The organism is Oceanicella sp. SM1341, assembly GCF_003448965.1.
Lineage (GTDB): Bacteria > Pseudomonadota > Alphaproteobacteria > Rhodobacterales > Rhodobacteraceae > Paroceanicella.
Window position 1 is genome coordinate 1 of record NZ_QRGC01000008.1, and the last position, 21,786, is coordinate 21,786.

Here is a 21,786-nt window from a genome sequence, read left to right on the forward strand (position 1 = left end):
CGGCCGGTCCCCGCGCCGGAACGCGGCCGGTCTCCGGGCCCGGCCCCGCCTCGCCCTGTTTCGCCCTGCGCGCGGCCGGGCGAAGCGGCCGCCGGCGGCGCGCAGGGCCGGGATGCGGCCGTGCGCCGGGGCGGGCGACCGGGCGGCATGCAAGCGTGCCGGGATTGCGCACGCGCCCCCCGGGCCTCCCGCGCCCGTGCCGTTCAGATGCCGGCCTCGTCGAGGAAGCGGTCGATCGCCGCCACGCAGACGCTCCAGGCCGGTTCGTGCTCCACCAGGACATGGTTGGGGCTGTCGAGCTCGACGAAGCGTGCGCCCGGGATGGTCGCGGCGATGTCGCGGCCCATCTGCACCGGGATGCGCTGGTCGTCGCGCGAGTGCAGCACCAGCGTGGGCGCGCGCACCGATGCGAGGCGGTCACGCACGTCGATATGGCCGAAGGCGTCCTGGAAGCGGGCGGCGTTGCGCGGCGAGGTGGTCTGGCGCTGGAAGGCGTCGAACCACTCGAGGTCGGCCTCGCGCGCGCCGGGCATGAAGGTGCGCGAGAAGATGTGCCGGTAGGCGGGGTTGTCGGTGCCCCAGCCGAGCTCGGTGAGGGTGAGCACCGCCTCGCGCCTCGCCTGTTCCTCGGGCGTGGCGAGATGGCGCCAGCCCGCGGCATAGCCGCCGATGAGGATCAGGCCGGACACGCGCTCGGGGTGGCGCACCGCGTATTCGATCGACACCGCGCAGCCCTGCGAGATGCCCAGCAGCGGGAAGCGCTCCAGCCCCAGCCGGTCGGCCACTGCCTCGAGATCCTCCACGAAGGCGTCGAAGCCCAGGTCCTCCACCTCCCAGTCCGACAGGCCGCAGCCGCGCTCGTCGTAGCGGATGAAGGTGCGGCTGCGGGCGATCTCGGCGAAGCTGCGCCCCCAGATCGGGCTGTTCCAGTCGAACTCGAGATGGGTGAGCCAGTTGGCCGCCTTCAGCAGCGGCGGGCCCTCGCCCAGCGTGGCATAGGCGATCTGCGTGCCGTCGCGCACCCGGCAGAAGCCGATGCGCTGCGCGCGCAGCGCCACCGCCCGGCGGCGGGCCGGGGCCGGCCCGGGATCGTCCGCCGCCGGCGCGAGGGGCGGCCGGGCGGGCGCGGGTGCCAGGCCGGTGCGCCCGTCCCCGCCCGGGCAGGCCGGATCTTCGGGCAGGGGCGCGTCGGGATCGGCCTGCTGCCACAGCCGGGTCCACTTGCGGGCCTGCATGGGCGGGGTGGCGGGGTGGGTGGCCAGGCGGCGCAGCACCTCGGCATGGGCCATGCGCGCATCCTCGCGCTCCGAGACCAGCCAGGCCTCGAAGGCCTCGCCCCCGGCGCCGTCCAGCCCGTCGAGCAGCACCTGCCCGAGGGCGCGGGCCATGTGCTCGAGTTCCTCCGGCCCCGGCGGGGCGGAGGCGTCGCGCAGCCTCGCGTGGAGGGCGGTGAGATCGGTCTGCGCCCCGGCGGGGTCGAAGCACACCCGCTCGCGGTCGGCCAGGATGCGCGGCTGCCCCGGCGTGTCGACCACCTTGCGCAGCTTGGTGAGCGCCCATCTGAGCGCCGCCTTGGGGTCGTCCGGCAGGTCCCAGAACACCTCGCAGAGCCGCTCGCGCCGGTGCGGCCGCCCGGTGGCCACCAGAAAGGCCAGCAGCGCGCGCGCCTTGCGCGAGGCCGGCAGCGGCATCTCCGCCCCGTGCTGCCGCACGCGAAGCTCGCCCAGCAGCGAGATCTCGAGGTCTGACGGCAAGGGGCGGCTCCGGGGTGCGAAAATACAACGCCCAGTCTGCGTCATTACCATGGTGAGCACAACGCCCGGCACAACGCCGGCCCTCCAGCCCTGCGCCTGCACCAGGGCCCGCCCTGCCTCACAGCACCGCCGACCGGAGAGACCGACCTTGACCCATGAGACACTCGCGCCCGCCCCCCTCCTCGTGGACCCCGGATCGCTGGTGGAGGACGCGCATGCCACGCTCGGCGCGCTGCGCGCCGGGCATGCGCTGATCCGGCTGGGCGAGGCGCAGTACATGGCCCTGCGGGCCGAGCACGTGCTGCCCCTGCTCACCGACCCCCGCACGGCCCAGATCGACGGCGAGGCGTACCTGCGCCTCACCCGGGTGCCGGAGGGGGCGGTGGCGCGCTTCCTCGCGGACTTCCTGCTGTTCCGCGAGGGCGCCGCGCACCGGGCGCGCCGCGGCCTCTTCGCGCGCGGCTTCGCCCATTCGGCGATGCGCGCCGCGCGGCCGCGCATCCGCGCCCGGGCGGAGGCCATCGTCGCCGGGCTGCCCCGGGGCGAGAGCTTCGACTTCATCGCGCAGGTGTCCGGGCGGCTGCCGGCGGAGATGATCGCCGACATCCTCGGCCTGCCGGAGAGCGAGGTGCCCTATTTCGCCGCCCGCGCGCGGGAGATGGCGCGGGCCGTCTCGCCGCTCTACCCGCTGGGGCGCCACGCCCGGATCGAGGAAGCCGTGGCGGACATGTTCCACTACATCGAGCACAAGCTGAGCGCCCGCCTCGCCGCCCCGCGCGAGGACATGCTGAGCGCCGCGGCGACCGAGTGGCAGGCGCGCGGCGAGATCTCCTTCGCGAGCCTGGTGCACCAGGTGATGGGGCTCGTGGTGGGCGGGGTGGACACCACGCGGGCGGGGTTCGCGATGCTCGTGGCGCTGTTGCTGGCGCGCCCGGACGACTGGGCGGCGCTGCGGGCCGCGCCGGAGCTGATCCCCGGCGCGGTTTCCGAGGGCCTGCGCTACGACCCGCCGGTGGGCTCCGTGGCGCGGGTCACCACCGCGGAGCTGGAGGTGGGCGGCCACCGTCTGCCGGCCGGGGTGGTGCTGCGGGTGAGCACGCTCTCGGCCCTGCGCGACCCCGCGCTCTTCGCCGAGCCCGAGCGCTTCGACATCCGCCGCCCCGACCATGCGCGGCTGCACCCGGTCTTCGGCACCGGCCCGCACCGCTGCATCGGCGAAATGCTGGCGCGCATCGAGATGGAGGAGAGCCTGGCGGCACTGCTCGAAGGCGCGCCGGGGATGGTGACGGAGACCGCGCCGCGGATGCGCGGCTTCGGCGGCATCCGCGAGATCACGCCGATGACCGTGCGCATCCGCTGACCCCGCGCGCTCAGCCGAACAGCCGCGCCTGGAACCAGAACAGCGCCGGCCAGGCCGCGAGCCAGATCCAGAAGAAGCGGTTGAGCCCGAACAGGCAGGCGTTCGCGAGGTGGAAGGACGCGGCCAGCGCCAGCCCGATCGCGAGCGCCACGGGGTGGAGCAGGGACAGCGGGAAGCCGACCTCGAACAGCATCACCCCCCAGGACATGGCGAAGAGCAGGCGCGGACGGCCCGCCCAGCCGCGCAGGCTCTCCGACACCGGGTAGGCCGAGAAGCGGAACACCTCCACCAGCGCCCGGCCGCGCCGCCAGTCCGGGTTCGCCAGCTTCACCTGGCCCGAGACCACGTAGGAGAGGGTGAGCTGCACCGCGAGATAGGCGAGCGCGGTCTCGGCCAGCGCGGTGCCGGCGCCGAGATGCGCGAGGTCGAGGCAGCACAGGATGAGCAGGCTCATCCGGTCGCTGCCGCCGTTGTAGGGGCCCTGGAACCGGTGCAGGGCGCAGAGCGCCACCACGGTGAGCCCGGCCAGCGCCCAGCCGGTGGCCACCCCCGCCAGCAGCGGCAGGCAGAGCAGCCCGCGCAGGGCGAAGAGCCGCCGCTCGTCGCGATAGCCCGCCAGGTGCTCGGCGCTCTGCTGCAGGAAGCACAGCGCCATCATCACCTCGGTGAGGCGCAGGGCGGTCTCGAAGCTCATCGCCGCGGCCGGGGGGCAAAGGGCCGGGGGTCGAGAGGCCGGGGTTCAAGCGGCAGGGGCCCGGACACATGGATCACGTGGCGCCGCAGCCGCCCGCCCCGGTGTTCGACGAAGACCAGCCGGAAGCGCAGCAGCCCCTCCGTGACGCCCTCCCCCTCCGCCAGCCCGCGCGCCAGCCGCTTGCGGATCTCCTCGGTGCTGTGCGCCGTGGGGCGCTCGGCCATGCGCTCGGCGCAGCTCACGAGGAAGAGCGTCTCGTTCCAGCCGGGGTTCCAGAACAGCCGGCCCAGCATGGCGAGGGGCCGGAGCCGGGCCGGGCGCGGCCGCGCCTCGGTCCAGCGCGCCGGCATCTCCGCCGGGCCGGAGACCAGTGCATACTCGATGCGCGGCGAAGGGGCCACCTCGCGGAAGAAGCGCCAGGAAGGCATCAGGGCGGGCGCCAGCAGCCCGAGCACGTGCAGCATCGCGTCGACTCCATGCCCTGCCCCCCGGTACAGGATACCGATCGAGGTTACCGAAACGTGTGCGGCTCCCGCCGCGAAGCCTCCGCCGGGCAGGGGCGCGGGCGCCCCGGATGTCCGCGCGCCGGTGGGCTCCCCCGCCGATGGCGAGGAAGGCCGCCCCCCCTCCCGGTGTCCGGGTACCCCCGGCCGGGCAGGACGGGCCGCGCCCGGCCCCGGGGGCGCGCGACGCCGCCCGTGGTCGGCGGTTTCCGGCCCCGGGGGCGCCCCACCGCCCGTTGTCGGCGGTTTGGCGTGAAAGCCCCGGGCGCGGGCCGGGCGGCGCGCGGCATCGCCATCGCGCTCTCCCGGGGGGAGGGTCGGGCCCGGCCCGGGCCGGGCGCCCGGGCGAAAGGGGGAGGGTCGGGCCCTCGGCGCCACCGCAGCTGCCCCCCGGTCCGTGCGCCGCGCGGATGGACGGCGGTACGGCCGCATGGCGGCCCCGGTCCACGGGCGTCGCGGCCATGGCTCAGATCAGGTCGAGATCCACGAGCAGGCCGGCCAGCGCGCCGGAGAAGCCGGCGTTGTAGTCGGTCGCCACCTCGTTGGCGATGTAATCGGTGCGCGTGTCGGTGTAGCGGCCATTCGCGTCCGGCCCGCCGACCAGCGCCCCGGTGAGCCGGTGGGCATTGGGCGCGGGGTCGTCGATGTCGGTGGTGCCGGAGGCGCCGCGGTGATGGGGGTTGCGCGGGTAGTCCTCGCCGAAGCCCACCAGGTAGCTCTGCCCGCCGGGATTGTCGCCGAGCATGTAGTCGAGCTGGTCGGCGGCGAAATCCACCACCGCGGCCACCCGGCCGGCCTCGCCGCCCCGCGCCTCGGTGATCCCGGCATATTGCAGGGCGAGGAAGGCGGTGTTGGCCGCGTAGCGGTTGGGGCCCCATTGCTCCAGCCAGGCGAGGCCCTCGTTGGTGCCGGTTCCCGGCGTGCGGGACACTCCGTCCATCCAGTGGTCGATGTGCCGGCCGAGATCCTCGTGGTAGCGCGCGGCGCCGGTCTGCCCGGCGAGCAGCGCCGCGGTGCCCATCGACTTGTCGTCCCAGGACAGCGCCCAGTCGGTGCCCGAGGGGCTGTACCAGTCACGGGCCCTGGCGAGGTACTGCGCCTCGCCGGTGGCCTCGTGCAGCCAGGCCGCGCTCCAGGCCAGCTCGTCGCGGTAGCCGCTCCAGGAATTGTAATAGGCGGCCGCGGGCACGGCATCGGTGTAGGTGCCCTGGTAGGCCTCGGAGAAGGCGAACAGCTTCCGCGCCGCGGCCAGCAGCTCGTCGGCATGGGCGGCGCGCCCCGCCTCGCGGAACACGATCGAACTCGCGGCGAGCGCCGCGGCGGTCTCGGCCGTCACCTCGGTGCCGGGGGTCTGCGCCGTCACCGCGTAGGCGGGCCGGGCCATGGTCATGTCCTCGGGTGCGCCCCAGTACGCGTGGTCGGCCCCGCCATCGCCCACCTGGGCCCAGAACACGTCGTCGGAGAGGCGGGCGGTGCCCTTGTCGTCGTAGGCGCGCAGGAAATAGTCGGTGACCCACTCGAGATGGGCAAGCACGTCGTGCCAGGCGCCGGCGGCACGGTAGCCTTCGGTGAAATCCGCCGCCCCCCAGGCCAGCAGCGTGGCGGAGGAGGCCATGGGCAGGCCGAACTTCACATGGTCGCCCGCGTCGTACCAGCCGCCCGTGAGGTCGCGGCCCGCGTCGGCGCCGTCCGACAGCGCGCTGTCGCCGCGCCAGGCGAGGGGGAAACCCCCGGGCAGGTCGCCGGAGTACTGGGCGTAGTAGAACTTCATCGAGAGCGAGAGCGCCTGCGCGTAATCCTCCGCCTCGAACGGCGAGGCGTCGCGGGGCGGGCGGCCGGTGTCGGGGCCGGGGTCCGGATGCGGGTTCGGGCCCGGGCCGGAGGCGCCGGGAACGTGGATGTCGAAATACGGCCGGGCCGGGGCCGTGCCGCGGGCCACGAAACCCAGCGTCACGCTCTCCCCCGCGTCGAGCGCCTGCGCCCAGTCCCGGCCGACGAGGGTCTGCGCGCCGTCGGCCTCGGTGCGCGCCACCGCGCCCCAGGCCGTGTCGATGACGAAATCGGGGTCCTCGAAGGTGACGCGCCAGGCCTCGAGCCGCGCGCCGGTGTCGTTGGTGACGGTGATCTCGCCGCCGAAGCCGCCCTGCCAGCGCGTGGTGACCGCGAGCGCCACCTCGGGCAGGGGCGGCGCGGGGGGCGGCCGGTCGGCGTCGGTGAGGGTGAGCACGGCCTCCGGCCCGACGATGGCCGCCCCCCTGGCGGAGGAGAGGCGCAGGTGCACGGTCTCGTCCGGCTCGGGACGGGCATCGTCGCGCAGCGTGAGCCCGATGACCGCCTGGCGCTGGCCGGGGGCGAAGCTCAGCGTGCCGCGCAACGGGCCTGCGAGGTCGGTCGCCGGGGTGGCGGTGCCGCCGGGCACCACGGCCCAGTCCACCGTCACGGGGCCCGCGGCGGGCTCGCTGAGCAGCACGCGCATGCGGGCGAGCCCGTCCTCCTCCGCGGCGCGGGCGGGGGCGAGGCGCAGGCCCGGCACGTCGTCGTCGACTATGGTGAGCGCACCGAGCCCGCGCCCGATCTCGGCTCCGCTGGCGGAGGTGAGCCGCACCCAGGCCCGCTCGGTGCCCTCGCGCTCCGCATCGTCGATCACCCGCAGCGGCAGCGCGGCGGTGGTCTGCCCGGCGGGGATGACGACGCTGCGCGGCCCCGCGGCCGCCCGGTCCTGCGCGCCCGCCGTGCCGCCGGCGAACTCCCAGAGCACGGTCACGTCGTCGGGGGCGGCGTGGGACAGGCGCAGGCCGAGCGCGCCGGGGCCCTCGCCCTCGGTCACGCTGCCGTCGACCAGGCTCACGACCGGCAGGTCCGGCGCAACACCCACCGCGACGCCGTTCACCCCGATCACGCCGAACTCCTGCCGCGGGCCCTCGGCCTGGAAGCCGAAAGCGGCCGTCTCCGACCGGCGCAGCGTGCCGTTCCAGCCCTCGTCCGCCAGGGTGTAGAGGCCGCCGCTGCGCGACACGATGCGCGCGCCCCAGATGCTGGTGATCTCCGCCTCCATCGCCAGCACGATGGTCCAGTGGTCGAGGCCGCGCAGCGCCTCGAGCCGGCCGTGCGCCACGAGGCCGGAGGCCCAGGTCTCCACCCTGTCGAAATGCACGGCGCCGGGGGCGGAGGGCCCGCCGGAAAAGGAAATCTCGGCCAATGCGACTGCCTCTTTGCTGTCCTGCCGGTCGAAATTCCCGGCCGGAGCCGCGCCGGAAAAGCCGCGCGGCCCGGGCAAGACCCTACGGCAGGCGGGGGGCGCCTGTCAGCCGGGGCGCGGGCCCGCGGTGGTGGGACGGGCAGGACCGCGCCGGAAGCGTTGCCAGGCAATTGAGACAAATTTTATTAAAGTTTCCCGAGAACTTGAGTGAAAGGCCGACGGTCGGCCCGCCCGCCCGCAACCGGTGCTGCGCGCCCTGCATGCGCCGGTATGTCACGCACCTGAGCCGCGATCTCTGTTGCAGTGCACAACCAGTGCGGGACGGCCGCCGCCCCGGGCCCCTCCGCGGCAGCCCGGCGCGGCGGGGGGCGGAATCGGTGTCCCGCGGGGGAGCGCCGCCGGGTTTCCGGCGGCATGGCTCGCGCTGCGGGCTGCCCGGCAGGCCGATCGCCCCGGCGGCGGTGAATTGTCGCGCCATCGCAGGGCATTGCGGCGCCGCGCCCCGGGGCCGCCGTGCCGCTCCGGGCGGGTCTGTTCGGAATTTTCCGTAATTGAGACTGTGGGATACACATGGAGGTATGACGACTCGGCAGCGCGTGCTTCTTGCGCCTGCGTCCTCCGGATCCGCCGGCTCAGGGCCCGTGGACCCTCCCAGAGCGTGCGACAAAACAGCGCATTTATAGCCGCGAGCAAGGCTCCACGACGGCGCATTGCTTGCGCTGGCGCAACCAGTGTTCCGGCGCGCGCAAACCCAACATGCATTGCCGAATCCCTCTCCGGCGGGGCAGCGCGCGGGGCGCGACGCGGCGGTGCGGCGCGGGTCTCCGGGCCATGTCGCGGTGCGGCATCCATGCAAGCCAGCGGCTGGCCAATGCCCGGATAACGCCGATATGCAGCGACATGCAGGGGCGGTCGCGCTTCTGCTCCATGCTCCCCAAGACCTCCTCCGCAAGCCGGCCGACCCGGCTTCGCGGCTCGCGGAGGCTCACCAGGTACGTATCGATGAACGATATCCCAGTGGAATTCAGCCCGCACAGGCGCCGCCTGATGCAAGGGCTCGCCGCGCTGGCCGGCAGCGCCCTGCTGCCCTTCGGCGCCTTCCCCGCCGCCGCGTCTGGCGACACCGACCTCGCCGCCGTCTCGCGCCGCCTCACCGGGCGGGACGACCTCAACCCCGCCTACCTCGCCGCCCTCGACAATGCCTTCCGGGGCATCGACGCGGGCTTCGCGGACCGTCTCGCCGGGCTGCGCGCGGTTCTCGACACCGCGGATGACGCCGCCCTGCGCGCCCGCCTCGCCGACGCCGAGGACGAGGCCGCGGCGCTGGCCCGCGACATCCTCACCGGCTGGTACCTCGGCGTGGCCGGCAGCGGCGACGACGCGGTCTGCGTGGCCTACGCGGACGCGCTGTCCCACGCGGTGGTGGCCGACGTTCTGCGCCCGCGCAGCTACGCCTACGGCGCCTACGGCTCGTGGAGCGCGAAGCCGCTCTGAGCCCCTCCCCCCACGCAAGATCGGAGCCAAGCCATGGCTGATACCCTGTCGGCGGATGTCGTCGTCGTCGGATCCGGCATCTGCGGATCGCTCGCCGCCCGCAAGCTCGCCCGCGAGGGCGCCTCGGTGCTGATGCTCGAGGCCGGCCCCCGCATCCGGCGCGACGACATCGTGCGCGCCTTCCGCACCTCGCCGCGCAAGGGCGACCTCATCGCCCCCTACCCCTATTCCTCCCTCGCCCCGCACCCGGACTACCATCCCGAGGACAACGGCTACCTGCTCCAGCAGGGCCCCTACCCCTACAAGCCGGAATACCTGCGCGTGGTGGGCGGCACCACCTGGCACTGGGCGGCGCAGGCCTGGCGCTACCTGCCCAACGATTTCCGCATCCGCAGCCTCTACGGCGTGGGGCGCGACTGGCCGATCTCATACGACGATCTCGAGCCCTACTACCACGAGGCCGAGGTGCTGATGGGTGTCTCGGGCCCGGTGAACAACGGCTCGCCCCGCGCGAAGCCCTTCCCGATGGAGCCGGTGGCGCCTTCCTATCTCGAGCAGCGGCTGATGACCCGCCTCGCGCCCGAGTTCGAGGTGATCACCAACACCACCGCGCGCAACAGCCGCGCCTATGACGGCCGCCCGGCCTGCTGCGGCAACAACAACTGCATGCCGATCTGCCCGATCGACGCGCAGTACCACGGCGGGCTCGCCGCCGACGCGGCCGAGGCCGCGGGGGTCACGCTCATCCCCCAGGCGGTGGCCTACAAGCTCGAGCATGACGAGAGCGGCCGCATCACCGCGGTGAACTACTACGACTGGGACAAGGTCTCGCACCGGGTCACGGCCGAGACCTTCATCCTGGCCGCGAACGCGATCGAGATCCCCCGGCTGCTGTTCCTGTCGGCCTCCGACCGCTTCCCCGACGGGCTCGCCAACTCCTCCGGCACCCTGGGGCGCAACCTGATGGACCACCCGTCGAGCTCGATCACCTTCAACGTCGACGAGGATGTCTGGCCGGGCCGCGGGCCGCAGAGCCCCGCCTCGATCCAGAAGCTGCGCGACGGCGATTTCCGCTCCGAGCATGCGCCCTTCCGCATCGATTTCTCCAACAGCTCGCGCGTGACCTCCATCACCGAGGATCTGATCAAGGCGGGTTATTTCGGTGCTGCGCTGGAGCGCGAGCTGCGCGCCCGCACCGCGCGCGAGATCTCGGTGAAGAACGTGCTCGAGCAGCTCCCCGACCCGGACAACCGGGTGATGCTGGCCGATGAGAAGGACGCGCTCGGCCTGCCCAAGCCGCTGTTCTCCTACTCCTTCGACGATTACGTGCACCGCGGCATGGCCGCCTCGCGCACGGCGTTCGAGCGCATCGCCGAGCTGATGGGCGGCACCGACATCCGCCACAGCCCCGAGGGGAAATACTCCAACAACCAGCACATCACCGGCACGCTCTCCATGGGCGCCGACCCCGCCGACAGCGTGACCGATGCCGTGGGCCGCGCGCATGACCACGAGAACCTCTACATGGCGAGCACCGGCGTGATGCCCACCGTGGCCACCTGCAACTCCACCCTCACCGGGGTCGCCCTGGCGCTGCGCAGCGCCGACGCGATCCTCGGTCGCGTGTGAGGGGGCGCCGATGAAACCGCTCCTCAGCCTCGCCGCCCTGCTGCTCGCCGCCGCCCCCGCCCTCGCGCAGGAGAGCGCGCAGGTGGCGCGCGGCCGCTACCTCGCCACCGCCGCGGATTGCGGCGCCTGCCACACCGCGCCGGGGGGCCAGCCCTTCGCCGGCGGCCTGCCGATCGGCACGCCGCTGGGCGAGATCGTCTCGACCAACATCACGCCCTCGCAGGCGCATGGCATCGGCGGCTACAGCCTCGAGCAGTTCTCCCGCGCCCTGCGCGAGGGGGTGCGGGCCGACGGGGCGAACCTCTATCCCGCCATGCCCTACCCCTCCTACGCCGCGATGACCGACGAGGACGTGGCCGCCCTCTACGCCTACCTGCAGGAGGCCGTGGACCCGGTGGAGGACAGCCCGCCCCCCACCGAGCTGCCCTTCCCCTTCTCGGTGCGCGCCTCGATGACGGGCTGGAACCTGCTGTTCCTCGACGATGACCGCTTCACCCCGGACCCGGGCCATGACGCGGCCTGGAACCGCGGCGCCTACATCGCCCGGGCGCTGGCGCATTGCTCCACCTGCCACACGCCGCGCAACGCGCTGATGGCCGAGGATGGCACACGGGCGCTGGCCGGCGCCTCGCTGGGCACCTGGTACGCGCCCAACATCACCTCCGACCCCGTGGCCGGCATCGGCGGCTGGAGCGCGGAGGCGCTCAAACGCTACCTCGCCACCGGCCATTCCGGGGAGGGCGCGCAGGCCGCGGGCCCGATGCTCGAGGCGATCGACAAGAGCCTGGGCAAGCTCACGCCCGGCGACATGGACGCGCTGGTGACCTGGCTGCGCGACGTGCCCCCGGTCTCCGAGGGCGCGGCGCCGGGACGGGTCGCGCAGGCCGCCCCCGCCTCGGCCGACCTCGCGCTGATGGCCGGCACCGCGCCCGAGGGCGCGCAGCTCTACGCCGACCATTGCGCCACCTGCCACCAGCCCACCGGCGCCGGCGGCAACGGCCTGCCGCCCCTGCTGCACAACGCCGCCCTGCTGCACCCCACTGCCGACAACGCGGCGATGGCGATGCTCGACGGGGTCTGGCCGGAGCACGGGCAGAGCATGCCCGCCTTCGCCGGGGTGATGGACGATGCCGAGATCGCGACGCTCACCAACTGGCTGTTCGCCGGTTTCGGCGATGCGGGCGTGCAGCTCGATGCCGCGCGGGTGGCCGAGCTGCGGGCCGGCGGCGCGCCCTCGCCGCTGATCGGCCTGGCGCGCACCGGGGTGGCGGTGGCCGGGGCGGTGATCCTGCTCGTCCTGCTCGGGCTGGCCTTCTGGCTGCTGCGCCGCGGCAGGCGTCGGGCCTGACGCCCGGGCCCCGGACCGCCGGCTGCCCTTCCGGGGGGGCCGGCGGGGCAGCCCCCCCCGGGCGTGCCGACGGGTCCGGCCCTCCGGGGCGTGCGATGCGTCCGCCCCTCCGGGGAATCGGCGGTTCCGCCCCTTCGGGGGGGCGCTGGTTCCGCCGCTTCGGGGTGTCGGTAGTTCCGCCCCTTCGGGGCGTGCGAAGCTTCCGCCCCTTCGGGGCGAGGCCGAATTCTCCTTCCGACTGAACCGGCAGTCCCCCGCTGCGCGCGAGGCGTGCAGCGGGGTGGATTTTCGCCGTCGGGGGGGGGGTTCCGGCCCCGTCGTGCCCGGTCGTGCATTGACAGTTCCGTCCCGCTTGCGCAATTTCGGCAGTGCACAATATCGATCATTTCAGACCATGACCCGCCGCATTGAGGGCGGACCAGCACCCGTAAATCGCCGCATTTCCGGCATAAACCGTACCAGAGCCACCATTGATCAGAACATGTGACGCGCCCGCGCGACAGGGGATTGCCTCGATGACTTCGTATTCCGGCCGCCACGCGGCCCGCCCGGCCACCCGCGCCGGCGCTTCCGCCCCCACCGGCCAGGAGGGCTGAACCATGGCCGCAAGCACCGCATCGCTGAGCTTCGGGCGTATCGACAGCTGGTCCTCCGGCTTCGTGGCCTATGGCGCCTTCACCGCGCTGGAACCCCTGGAGAGCTGGTCCTTCGTGATCGAGACCAGCGCCACGATTTCCGATATCTGGAACGCCCGGGTCACCGCGCACAGCGGCACCCGCTACACCATCTCCTCCGAGAGCTGGAACGCCGTGCTCGGCCGCGGCGAGACGGTGGAGTTCGGCTTCCAGTCCGAGGGGCCGCAGGCCGGTTTCGACGTGGTGAGCGTGAATGGCACCCCCTGGGACGACACGCCGCCGCCCGAGGCGCTGCCGGAGGTGAGCATCGCCCGCGCCAAGGCCTTCGAGGACGCGGGCGAGGCACGCATGCGCCTCACCCTCTCCGAGGCGGCCGACCATGACGTGACGGTGAAATGGGCCTTCGGCCGCGGCACGGCGGACGACGCCGACCACGGCCGCCCCGGCACCCGCCTGGTCACCTTCCGCGCCGGCGAGACCGAGGCCTGGATCACCATCCCCCTCGTGGACGACAACCTGAAGGAGGGCGACGAGCGGCTCTGGGTGAAGCTGGTGGAGGCCGAGGGCGCCGATATCGGCCGCGAAAAGGCCCCCCTGCGCATCATCGACGACGACCTGCCCTCGGTGAAGCTCGTCAACACCACCGCGCTGGAGGAGGATGGCACGGCGCGCATGCGCGTCGTGCTCTCCGGCCCGGCGGAGGAGGACGTGGTGGTGCGCTGGAAGGTCACCAGCCGCGGCACCGCCGATGACGATGACCATTCCATGGGCCACACCACGCGCAGCCTCACAATCAAGGCCGGGCAGACCGAGGGCTTCATCCGCATCAACCTGGTGGATGACGCGGTGGCCGAGCCGGCGGAGACGCTGAAGGTGAAGATCCTCTCGGCCGGGGATCTCGGCCTCGCCAAGCCCTGGGGCACGCTCACCATCGAGGACGGCGATGCCGTGGAGCATGACGGCACGCCCTTCGGCGGGGCGGACTACGCCGAGGCGCTCTCGCTCTCCATGCAGTTCTACTACGCGCAGTACTCGGGCGACCTGCCCGACGACTTCCCGCTCGACTGGCGCGGCGACAGCGCGCTCACCGACGGCGCCGACGTGGGCCGCGACCTCTCGGGGGGCTGGTACGACGCGGGCGACCACGTGAAGTTCGGCCTGCCCATGGCCTCCTCCGCCACGCTGCTTGCCTGGGGCGCCTCCGACTATGCCGAGGGCTACAAGGCCTCGGGCAGCTACGACGACATCCTCACCCATCTCGAATGGGTGACCGACTATTTCCTGCGCGCCTACGACGACAAGGGCACCGCCCGCCTCTCCGACGACGTGTTTTACGCCCAGGTGGGCAATGGCGGGACCGACCACGCGTACTGGGGCGCGCCGGAGGACATGAGCATGGCCCGGCCCGCCTATGCGGTGACGGCGCAGACCCCCGGCACCGAGGTGACCGCCGAGACCGCCGCGGCACTGGCCGCATCCTCGATCGTGTTCCGCGAGGCGGGGCGCGCCGGCTATGCCAACGAGCTGCTGGCCGCGGCGGAGAAGCTCTTCGCCTTCTCCGAGGCCTATCAGGGCACCTACACCAACGCGGTGCCGGACGCGGCGAGCTACTACAATTCCTGGAGCGGCTACCAGGACGAGCTGGCCTGGAGCGCGGCCTGGCTGCACCGCGCCACCGGCGACGCGGAGTACCTCGCCAAGGCGCAGGGCTGGTACAGCCCCTCGGGCACCAGCTGGGGCCTGTCCTGGGACAACAAGTCGATGGGCACGGCGACGCTGCTGGCCGGCGAACCCGGCGGCAGCAGCTACTACGCCGATCTCGGCCAGCACCTCGATCACTGGATGAACAGCCTCGCCCGCACCCCGGGCACGGAGACGAACGAGGGCCTGGCCTGGCTCGACGCATGGGGGGCGAACCGCTACGCCGCCAACACCGCCTTCCTCGCGCTCGAATACGCCGGGCTCACCGAGGCGCGGGGCGGGGCGCAGGCGCGGGTGGACGCGGTGCTCGACTTCGCCTCCGACCAGCTCGACTACATGCTGGGCGACAACCCGGACGGGCAGAGCTATGTCGTGGGCTTCGGCGACGACTACCCGCTGAACCCGCACCATCGCGCCGCCTCGGGCACCACCAACATCTCCGACCCGGCGCCGAACGCGCACACGCTCTACGGCGCGCTGGTGGGCGGGCCCGACGTGAACGGCACCTACACCGATGCCCGCACCGACTACGTGGCCAACGAGGTGGCGACGGATTACAACGCCGGCTTCTCCGGAGCGCTGGCCGGCCTGCTGGTGGAGCTGGACCTGATCTGAGCCACGGCCGGGCCGCCGGGCCCCCCGGCAGACCGGCCCGCCATCGCCGTCCATCCGCGCGGCGCACGGGCCGCGAGGGGCACCTGCGGTGGCTCCGGCGGAGCGACCCTCCCCGCCCGGGCGACCAGCCCGGGCCGCGCCCGACCCTCCCCCCGGGAGGGCGCGATGGCGATGCCGCCAGCCGCACAATCCCGGTTCGGGGCTTTCACGATAAACCGCTGACCACAGGCGCGGCTCGCGCCCACCCAGGGTCGGGCGCGGCCCTTCGCACCCTTCGGAGGCGGTGCGAAGCCGGGCCTTGCCGCAGGCACCCGGCCGTACCGCGGGCACCTTCCCCTCGGGGGGCATCGAGCCCCCGCTCGGGGAACGATCCCGCTGTCGCGGGACGGGCGCGGGGCGCAGAGGGCGTTTCCCTTCGCCGCGCGGCGTGCGACTGTGCGCCGGCCACCCCTGCCACAGGAGCCCTGCCATGCCGCCCGCCTCTCCCCCGCCGCCCGAACGCCCGGTTCCGGCGGTGCTCGCCGTGGTGCTGCGCGGCACTGAGGTGCTGCTGGTGCGGCGGGCCAACCCGCCCGATGCCGGGCTCTGGGGCTTTCCCGGCGGCAAGGTGGACGCGGGCGAGACGCTGCACGCCGCCGCCCTGCGCGAGCTCGGCGAGGAGACCGGCCTTGCCGCCGAGGCCCGCCACGTGCTCACCGCGCTCGACGTGATCGAGCATGACGCGGCGGGCGTGCTGCGTTGGCACTACGTGCTTGTGGCGGTGCTGTGCCGCTGGCGCGCGGGCGAGCCGCTGGCCGCCGACGATGCGCTGGAGGCGCGCTGGGTGCCGCTGGCGGAGCTGGACGCGCCGGGGCTGGCGCTCAGCGCCGACGTGGCCCGGGTGGCGCGGCTCGCCGCCGGCGCCTGAGCCCCCTTTTCCCCGCCGCCATTCCCTGCCAAACGGGAGACGCCGGGAGAGGCCCGGCCCAGACCCCCAGCCGCCGGAGCGCCCGGATGACCAGACCGCCCCTCGTGATCTCGATCCAGAGCCAGGTCGTGCATGGCCATGTCGGCAACTCGGCGGCGCTGTTCCCGATGCAGGCGGCGGGGCTGGAGGTGGCGGCCATCCCCACGGTGATCTTCTCCAACACGCCCGACTACCCCACCCTGCGCGGCCGTGCCCTGCCGGCGGATTTCTTCGCCGACCTGCTGCTGGGCGCGCGCGAGCGCGGGCTGCCGGGGCGGGCGCGCTACATCCTGAGCGGCTATATCGGCTCGGAGGAGGTGGCGCGGCTGACGGCCGAATTCGTGGCCCGCGCCAAGGCCGAGAACCCCGGCCTCACCTACATCTGCGACCCGGTGATGGGCGACAGCGGCCCGGGGCTCTACGTGCCGGAGGCCATCGCCGGGGTGATGCGCGAGCGGCTCCTGCCGCTCGCCGACATCGCGACGCCGAACCAGTTCGAGCTCGCCCATCTCACCGGCGCGCCGGTGGACGACCTCGCGGCGCTCGCCGCGGCGGCGGCCCGGCTGCGCCTCGCCCCCGGCGGGCGGCTGGTGGCCACCGGCTGCGTGCTGGCCGAGACCGGGCCGGGCCTGCTGGAAAGCGTGATCGCCGGCCCCGGCGGGCTGGAGCGCCACCCTACGCCGCGCCTGCCGGTGGCGCTGCCGGGCACGGGCGACCTCTATGCCGGGCTGATGGTGGCGGGCCTTGGCCGGGGGGCGAGCCTCGGGGCGGCGGTGGACCGGGCCCAGGCCCTCACGGCACTCGCGCTGGAGCGCGCCCGCAGCCTCGGCGCCGCCGAGGTGGTGCTGAGCGACCCCGGGTTTCGCGCGGCGCTGCTGGGCGAGTGAGTGGCGGCCGCCCACCCGCCGCTGCCGGACGCGGTATCCGGGGATGCAATCCCCGGCAGCGGCCATGCCTGTCCGTCGGCGGTCGAGCCGGACGCCGAAGGGAACGATGCCTGGAGCGCGATCCCCGACGCGGCGCGAACCCCGGGTCTCGCGGATGTTGCCGACAGGCCCGGGGTGAAGTGCCGGGCACTCCGGCAGCGCGGGATGTCCCTCCTGGTCGCGGTGGTCTCACCCGCATCGACGGGGTGGTCGAAGCGGTACTGCCGGCATCCGGGCCGGGGAAGGGGCAGCGCCCGCGCCTCGGCCCGGAAATGGTTTCGCGCGGGCCTCGCTGCCGGCAACGCAAGGTCGACCATGGGTGAGATCGACCCCGCCACGCTCGAACGAGCGCCTCGCCCCGAGCGTGAGGAGCCTGTTGCGCGTCATCCTTGAAAGGGGCCGGCCGATGCCGTCTGCAGAGGGGGCCCGGACCATGCCCGGACCGGGGCAATTCCCCCCGGAGCCGCCGGCAGCCCGAGATGCCCCTACCCCGCCCCGTAAAGCGGATCCGAGCGCGCCAGGTGGTCGCCCATCATGCGCACGGCGCCCTCGGTGTCGTCGGCCTCGAGATGGTCGACGATGCGCTCGTGCTCGCTCAGCGTGGTCTTCTCGCGGCCCGACCAGTGCAGCAGCGGGGTGTAATACTCGAAGAGCCAGGAGAGCATCGCCTGCGTCACCGCCTGGATCAGCGGGTTTCCGGTGAGCCGGGCGATGGCGACGTGGAAGGCGATGTCCTTTTCCACGAAGGCCTTGTCGTCGCCCAGCGAGCTGCGCTGGTCGGCCACGGCGGCGCGCAGGGCGGCGATGTCGGCCGGGGTGCAGCGCCCGGCGAGCAGTTGCACCGAGCCCGCCTCCAGCAGCTTGCGCAGCTGCTTGAGGTGCTCGAGGTTCGCGGGCTCGGTGGAGAGCAGCAGCTTGGCGATGTCGTCGACCTGGTCGAAGGCGATCACGGCGGTGAGCTTGTTCACCCGGCTGCGCTCGCCGTGCGAGATCGAGATCAGCCCCTTGTTGGCCATCGACTGCAGCGCCTCGCGCACCGCCGGCCGCCCCACCCCGAAGCGCTCCATCAGCGCGCGCTCGGAGGGCATCACGTCACCGGGGGCAAGCTCGCCGGAGCGGATCATCGCCCACAGCCGGTCGAACACCTGGTCCGAGAGTTTCTGGCGGATGATGGGCGCGTCGGTGCCCGGCTGGTCGGTGGTGGAGTGGCGTGACATCTGCTTCCCTGGCCTGCGAGCCTGCCAGCATAGCTGCTCGCACTGGCATCACAAGTGAATGAGATGACGGGCCGGGCCCCCTCCGCCCGGCCGCCGGTTCAGGTGATGCGCTCGATGCTGGCGGCGATCTCCTCGGGCTCGAACACGCGCTTCCAGTCGTCGCGCATCAGCACCGGCTTGCCGAACTCGATCGCCTTGTTGCAGGCGTCCGAGAACACGCCCTCCACCTCGTCGAAGATCACCGCGCCGAGGATGTTCATGTGGCCCAGCAGGAAGTCCCGCGCCGCCTCCGGCGCCACGCCGCGGGCCACCACTTCGTCCATCGCCTCGCGCATCACCACGAGGAGCGAGGCGCAGACCGTCTCCGACAGGCCCGGCTCCAGCAGCGCCATGCCCTCCACGCTCACCCGGTGCGAGCGCACCACCGGCGCGTAGATCGCGCGGCCCACCTTCTCGCCGAGCGCGTAATGCTCCTCCGGGCCCTGCATCAGCGCGTTCACGATGCCCTGTTTCGCGGCGATGCCGCCGAAATGGTCGCGCTTCGCCGCCATGTCGGTCTCGTCGTTGAAGATCGGCGGGTGGCAGGGGTGGGTGACGAAATAGCTCACGTCCGCCCGCTCCGGCAGGTGGCCGGCGAAGGGGCCCGCCGCGTCGAGGCAGACCACCATCGCCCCCGAGGGCACCTTGTCGATGATCGAGGCGGCCACGGCGCGGATCGCCGTGTCGGGCACCGCGAGCACCACCACATCGGCGCCGGCGAGCGCCTCCTCGGCCGTCACGCACTCCAGCCCCAGCGCCTCGCGCAGCCGGGCCCGCCCCGCCTCCGAGACCTCCACGTGCACGGTGTCGAATTCCGAGGCCGCGAGGTTGCGCGACAGGCGCAGCCCCATCTTTCCGCCCGCTCCGAATAAGGCCAGTCTGGTCACGGCGTCTCTCCCCTGTGCTTCTGCTTGGCATTGATTGACAACTGGTATGATAAGTTACTAAGCATGTCATTATGTCAAGCGAGCAGGTGAGCGAGACCCGCATGGAGAGCCCCGACGACACCCTTCCCGAGGGCCTGCTGCTCGCCTGGTACGGCGATGATTTCACCGGTGCGGCGGCGGTGATGGAGGTGCTGGCCTTCGCCGGCCTGCCCGCCCTGCTGTTCCTCGCGCCGCCTGACGCGGCGCGGCTGGCGCGCTACCCCGGCCTGCGCGCCGTGGGCGTGGCCTCCACCGCCCGGGCGCAGGACCCCGCCTGGATGGAGGCACACCTGCCCGGGGCCTTCGCCGCCCTGCACGCTCTCGGCGCGCCGCTCCTGCACTACAAGGTATGCTCCACGCTCGATTCCGCGCCCCGTATCGGCTCCATCGGCAAGGCGACCGAAATCGGCGCCGATCTCTCCGGCGCCCGGGTGGTGCCGGTGCTGGTGGCCGCGCCGCAGATGCGCCGCTACCAGGCCTTCGGCCATCTCTTCGCCGGCATGGGGGCGGAGGTGTTCCGCCTCGACCGCCACCCGGTGATGGCCCGCCACCCGGTGACCCCGATGACCGAGGCCGACGTGGCCCGCCACATCGCCCTGCAATCGCCCCGGCTGGCGCCCTCCTGCCTCACGCTCGAAGCACTCGCCGCCGGCGCCCGCCTGCCCGCACCACCCGAGGACGGCCGCATCGCGCTGGTGACGCTCGACAGCATGGACGCGGGCTCCGAGGCCGCCGCCGGCCGGCTGATCTGGGAGGCGCGGGGGCAGGCGCCCTTCGTCGTCGGCTCGCAGGGCGTGGAATACGCCCTGGTGGGCCACTGGCAGGCGCAGGGCTGGCTCGCCCCGCCTGCCCCGGTGCCGGGCATCGGGCGCGGCGGGCCGATGGTCACGGTTTCCGGCTCGGTCTCGCCCACCACGGCGGAGCAGATCGGCTGGTCGCGCCGCAACAGCTTCGCCTGCATCCCCTTCGACGCCGCCCGCGCCTGTACCGGCGGGCTGGAGGCGGAAGTGGAGCGCGTGGCCACCGCGGCCCTCGAAGCCATCGCCGCCGGGCAGGACCCGCTGATCCACACCGCCGAGGGGCCGGACGACCCCGCCGTCACCCGCTTCCGCGCCGCCCTCGCCACCTCCGGGCTCACCGCGGCGGAGGCGAACCGCCGCACGGGCGCCGCCCTCGGCCGGGCGCTGGCGCAGGTGCTGGAGCGCAGCGGCGCGCGGCGCGCGGTGGTCTCGGGCGGCGACACGTCGGGTTTCGCCACCGCCGAGCTGGGCATCTTCGCGCTCGAGGCGCTGGCCCCCACCATCCCCGGCGCCGCCCTGTTCCGCGCCCATGCCGACGGGCCGGCCGACGGGCTGGAACTGGCGCTGAAGGGCGGCCAGATGGGCAGCCCCGATTATTTCGGCTGGGTGCGTGACGGAGGAGGAGCACGATGAGCCGCATCACCGCAACCTACGACATCGAGACGCCCGCGGGCCTGGAGCGCGCCGCCGCGGTGCTGGCGGGCGAGCAGTCCACCGGCACCTTCGTGCGCCTCGCCGCCGAGACCGACGCGCTGCGCGCGCGCTCCGCCGCGCGCATCGAGAGCCTCTCGCCCACCGGCAGCAGCGCGGAGCCCGCCCTGCCCTGCCGCCTCAGCGGCGCGGCCTACGAGCGCGCGCGCCTCACGGTGAGCTGGCCGCTCGCCAGCATCGGGCCCTCGCTGCCCAACCTGCTCTCCACCGTGGCGGGAAACCTGTTCGAGCTCGCCGAGTTCTCGGCCCTGCGCCTCACCGACATCACCCTGCCGGCGGAATTCGGCGCGGCAAACCCCGGGCCGCAGTTCGGCGCGCCCGGCACAAGGGCGCTGATGGGCGGCCATGAAGGGCCCCTCATCGGCACCATCGTGAAGCCCAGCGTCGGGCTCAGCGCGCAGGAGACCGCCGGGCTTGCCGGCACGCTCGCCGCCGCGGGCATCGACTTCATCAAGGATGACGAGCTGCAGGCCAACGGCCCGAACTGCCCCCTGCCCGAGCGTGTCGCCGCCGTGAGCCGGGTGCTCGACGCCCATGCGCAGCGCACGGGCAAGCGGGTGCTCTACGCCTTCAACATCACCGACGAGGTGGAGCAGATGTGGCGCAACCTCGAGCTGCTGGAGGCGCATGGCGCGCTCTGCGCCATGGTCTGCGTGAGCTCGGTGGGGCTCACCGGCCTGCGCGCGCTGCGCGACCGCGCGCCGATGCTGGTGCATGGCCACCGGGCGGGCTGGGGGCTCTACTCGCGCTCGCCGCATGTCGGCATCGATTTCGGCGTGTGGCAGAAGCTCTGGCGGCTGGCGGGCGCCGACCACCTGCATGTGAACGGGCTGGGCAGCAAGTTCACCGAGCCCGACGCGGTGGTGGCCCGCTCCGCCCGCTCGCTGCAGGCCCCGGCCTGCGACGGCGCGGGGCCCGCGCATGCGGCGATGCCGGTGTTCTCCTCGGGCCAGACCGTGTGGCAGGTCGACCCCTCGCGGCGGCTCCTGGGCAGCGACGATTTCATCTTCTGCGCGGGGGGCGGCATCATGAGCCACCCCGGCGGCCCGGCAGCCGGCGTGGTCGCCTTGCGCCAGGCGGCGGAAGCGGCGCGCGACGGCGTGCCGATCGGGACCCGCGCCGCCGAGGCCCCCGAGCTGCGCGACGCCCTCGGCGCCTTCCGGCGGCCGGAGATGGACCTCGACGGGCTGTTCTGAGCCGCGCCCGGATTGCCAGTTGGCAAGCCTCTGGAGGCCTTCGGCTTTCCGGGGGAAGCGTCCGGCTGCTCACCCGGCCGTCGGCGGGCCGGC

The 21,786-nt window shown here is 73.5% G+C and carries 15 protein-coding genes; 9 read left to right on the forward strand and 6 right to left on the reverse strand.

Annotation, left to right across the window (positions count from 1 at the left end; genetic code table 11):
• Nucleotides 1–203: 203 nt before the first annotated feature.
• Entirely contained in the window at nucleotides 204–1,754 is a 1,551-nt protein-coding gene (locus D3P35_RS09430) for an alpha/beta hydrolase (protein ID WP_232830444.1), read from the reverse strand.
• Between the two features lie 148 nt (nucleotides 1,755–1,902).
• Here D3P35_RS09430 and D3P35_RS09435 point away from each other — a divergent pair, with 148 nt between their 5' ends.
• Nucleotides 1,903–3,114, forward strand: coding sequence for a cytochrome P450 (locus D3P35_RS09435; RefSeq protein ID WP_157982087.1), 1,212 nt, complete (start codon nucleotides 1,903–1,905; stop codon nucleotides 3,112–3,114).
• 10 nt (nucleotides 3,115–3,124) lie between these two features.
• Here the strand turns inward: D3P35_RS09435 and D3P35_RS09440 are convergent, their stop codons facing one another.
• From D3P35_RS09440 to D3P35_RS09450, 3 genes are all read right to left on the reverse strand, one after another.
• Nucleotides 3,125–3,808, reverse strand: coding sequence for an HTTM domain-containing protein (locus tag D3P35_RS09440; protein ID WP_118134473.1), 684 nt, complete (start codon nucleotides 3,806–3,808; stop codon nucleotides 3,125–3,127).
• Nucleotides 3,805–4,272, reverse strand: a complete 468-nt coding sequence (locus D3P35_RS09445) for a hypothetical protein (RefSeq protein WP_198670532.1) — start codon at nucleotides 4,270–4,272, stop codon at nucleotides 3,805–3,807. Before D3P35_RS09445 ends, D3P35_RS09440 begins: the two co-directional genes overlap by 4 nt.
• 505 nt (nucleotides 4,273–4,777) lie before the next feature.
• Nucleotides 4,778–7,510 (reverse strand): glycoside hydrolase family 9 protein, encoded by a 2,733-nt coding sequence (locus D3P35_RS09450; RefSeq protein ID WP_198670533.1) that lies wholly within the window; start codon nucleotides 7,508–7,510, stop codon nucleotides 4,778–4,780.
• Between the two features lie 1,002 nt (nucleotides 7,511–8,512).
• Between D3P35_RS09450 and D3P35_RS09455 the strand changes: the two genes are divergently transcribed.
• From D3P35_RS09455 to pdxY, 6 genes are all read left to right on the forward strand, one after another.
• Complete coding sequence (locus D3P35_RS09455; RefSeq protein WP_118134475.1) at nucleotides 8,513–9,004, forward strand: sugar dehydrogenase complex small subunit; 492 nt, start codon at nucleotides 8,513–8,515, stop codon at nucleotides 9,002–9,004.
• Between the two features lie 33 nt (nucleotides 9,005–9,037).
• Complete coding sequence (locus D3P35_RS09460) at nucleotides 9,038–10,633, forward strand: GMC family oxidoreductase (RefSeq protein ID WP_118134476.1); 1,596 nt, start codon at nucleotides 9,038–9,040, stop codon at nucleotides 10,631–10,633.
• 10 nt (nucleotides 10,634–10,643) lie between these two features.
• On the forward strand, nucleotides 10,644–11,981 hold the full coding sequence (locus D3P35_RS09465) for a cytochrome c (protein WP_118134477.1): 1,338 nt from the start codon (nucleotides 10,644–10,646) through the stop codon (nucleotides 11,979–11,981).
• A 599-nt stretch (nucleotides 11,982–12,580) separates the two neighbouring features.
• Nucleotides 12,581–14,932: a glycoside hydrolase family 9 protein gene (locus D3P35_RS09470; RefSeq protein ID WP_118134478.1), complete on the forward strand. Its 2,352-nt coding sequence runs from the start codon at nucleotides 12,581–12,583 to the stop codon at nucleotides 14,930–14,932.
• Nucleotides 14,933–15,401: 469 nt separating this feature from the next.
• Nucleotides 15,402–15,839 carry an NUDIX hydrolase gene (locus tag D3P35_RS09475; protein ID WP_118134479.1) on the forward strand — a complete coding sequence of 146 codons (438 nt, stop codon included), beginning with the start codon at nucleotides 15,402–15,404 and terminating at the stop codon, nucleotides 15,837–15,839.
• An 86-nt stretch (nucleotides 15,840–15,925) separates the two neighbouring features.
• Nucleotides 15,926–16,765: a pyridoxal kinase gene (gene pdxY, locus D3P35_RS09480; RefSeq protein WP_118134480.1), complete on the forward strand. Its 840-nt coding sequence runs from the start codon at nucleotides 15,926–15,928 to the stop codon at nucleotides 16,763–16,765.
• A 524-nt stretch (nucleotides 16,766–17,289) separates the two neighbouring features.
• On the opposite strand, the gene nanR is transcribed toward pdxY, so the two are convergent.
• A complete protein-coding gene (gene nanR, locus D3P35_RS09485) occupies nucleotides 17,290–18,021 on the reverse strand; it encodes a transcriptional regulator NanR (RefSeq protein ID WP_118134481.1) in 732 nt (243 codons plus the stop codon).
• Between the two features lie 98 nt (nucleotides 18,022–18,119).
• A complete protein-coding gene (locus D3P35_RS09490; RefSeq protein ID WP_118134482.1) occupies nucleotides 18,120–18,947 on the reverse strand; it encodes a phosphogluconate dehydrogenase C-terminal domain-containing protein in 828 nt (275 codons plus the stop codon).
• Between the two features lie 71 nt (nucleotides 18,948–19,018).
• Between D3P35_RS09490 and D3P35_RS09495 the strand changes: the two genes are divergently transcribed.
• Both D3P35_RS09495 and D3P35_RS09500 read left to right on the forward strand, forming a co-directional pair.
• Nucleotides 19,019–20,419, forward strand: coding sequence for a four-carbon acid sugar kinase family protein (locus D3P35_RS09495; RefSeq protein WP_232830445.1), 1,401 nt, complete (start codon nucleotides 19,019–19,021; stop codon nucleotides 20,417–20,419).
• Entirely contained in the window at nucleotides 20,416–21,693 is a 1,278-nt protein-coding gene (locus D3P35_RS09500) for a ribulose-bisphosphate carboxylase large subunit family protein (protein WP_118134483.1), read from the forward strand. The genes D3P35_RS09495 and D3P35_RS09500 overlap by 4 nt, the downstream gene beginning before the upstream one ends.
• The last annotated feature ends 93 nt before the right edge of the window (nucleotides 21,694–21,786 follow it).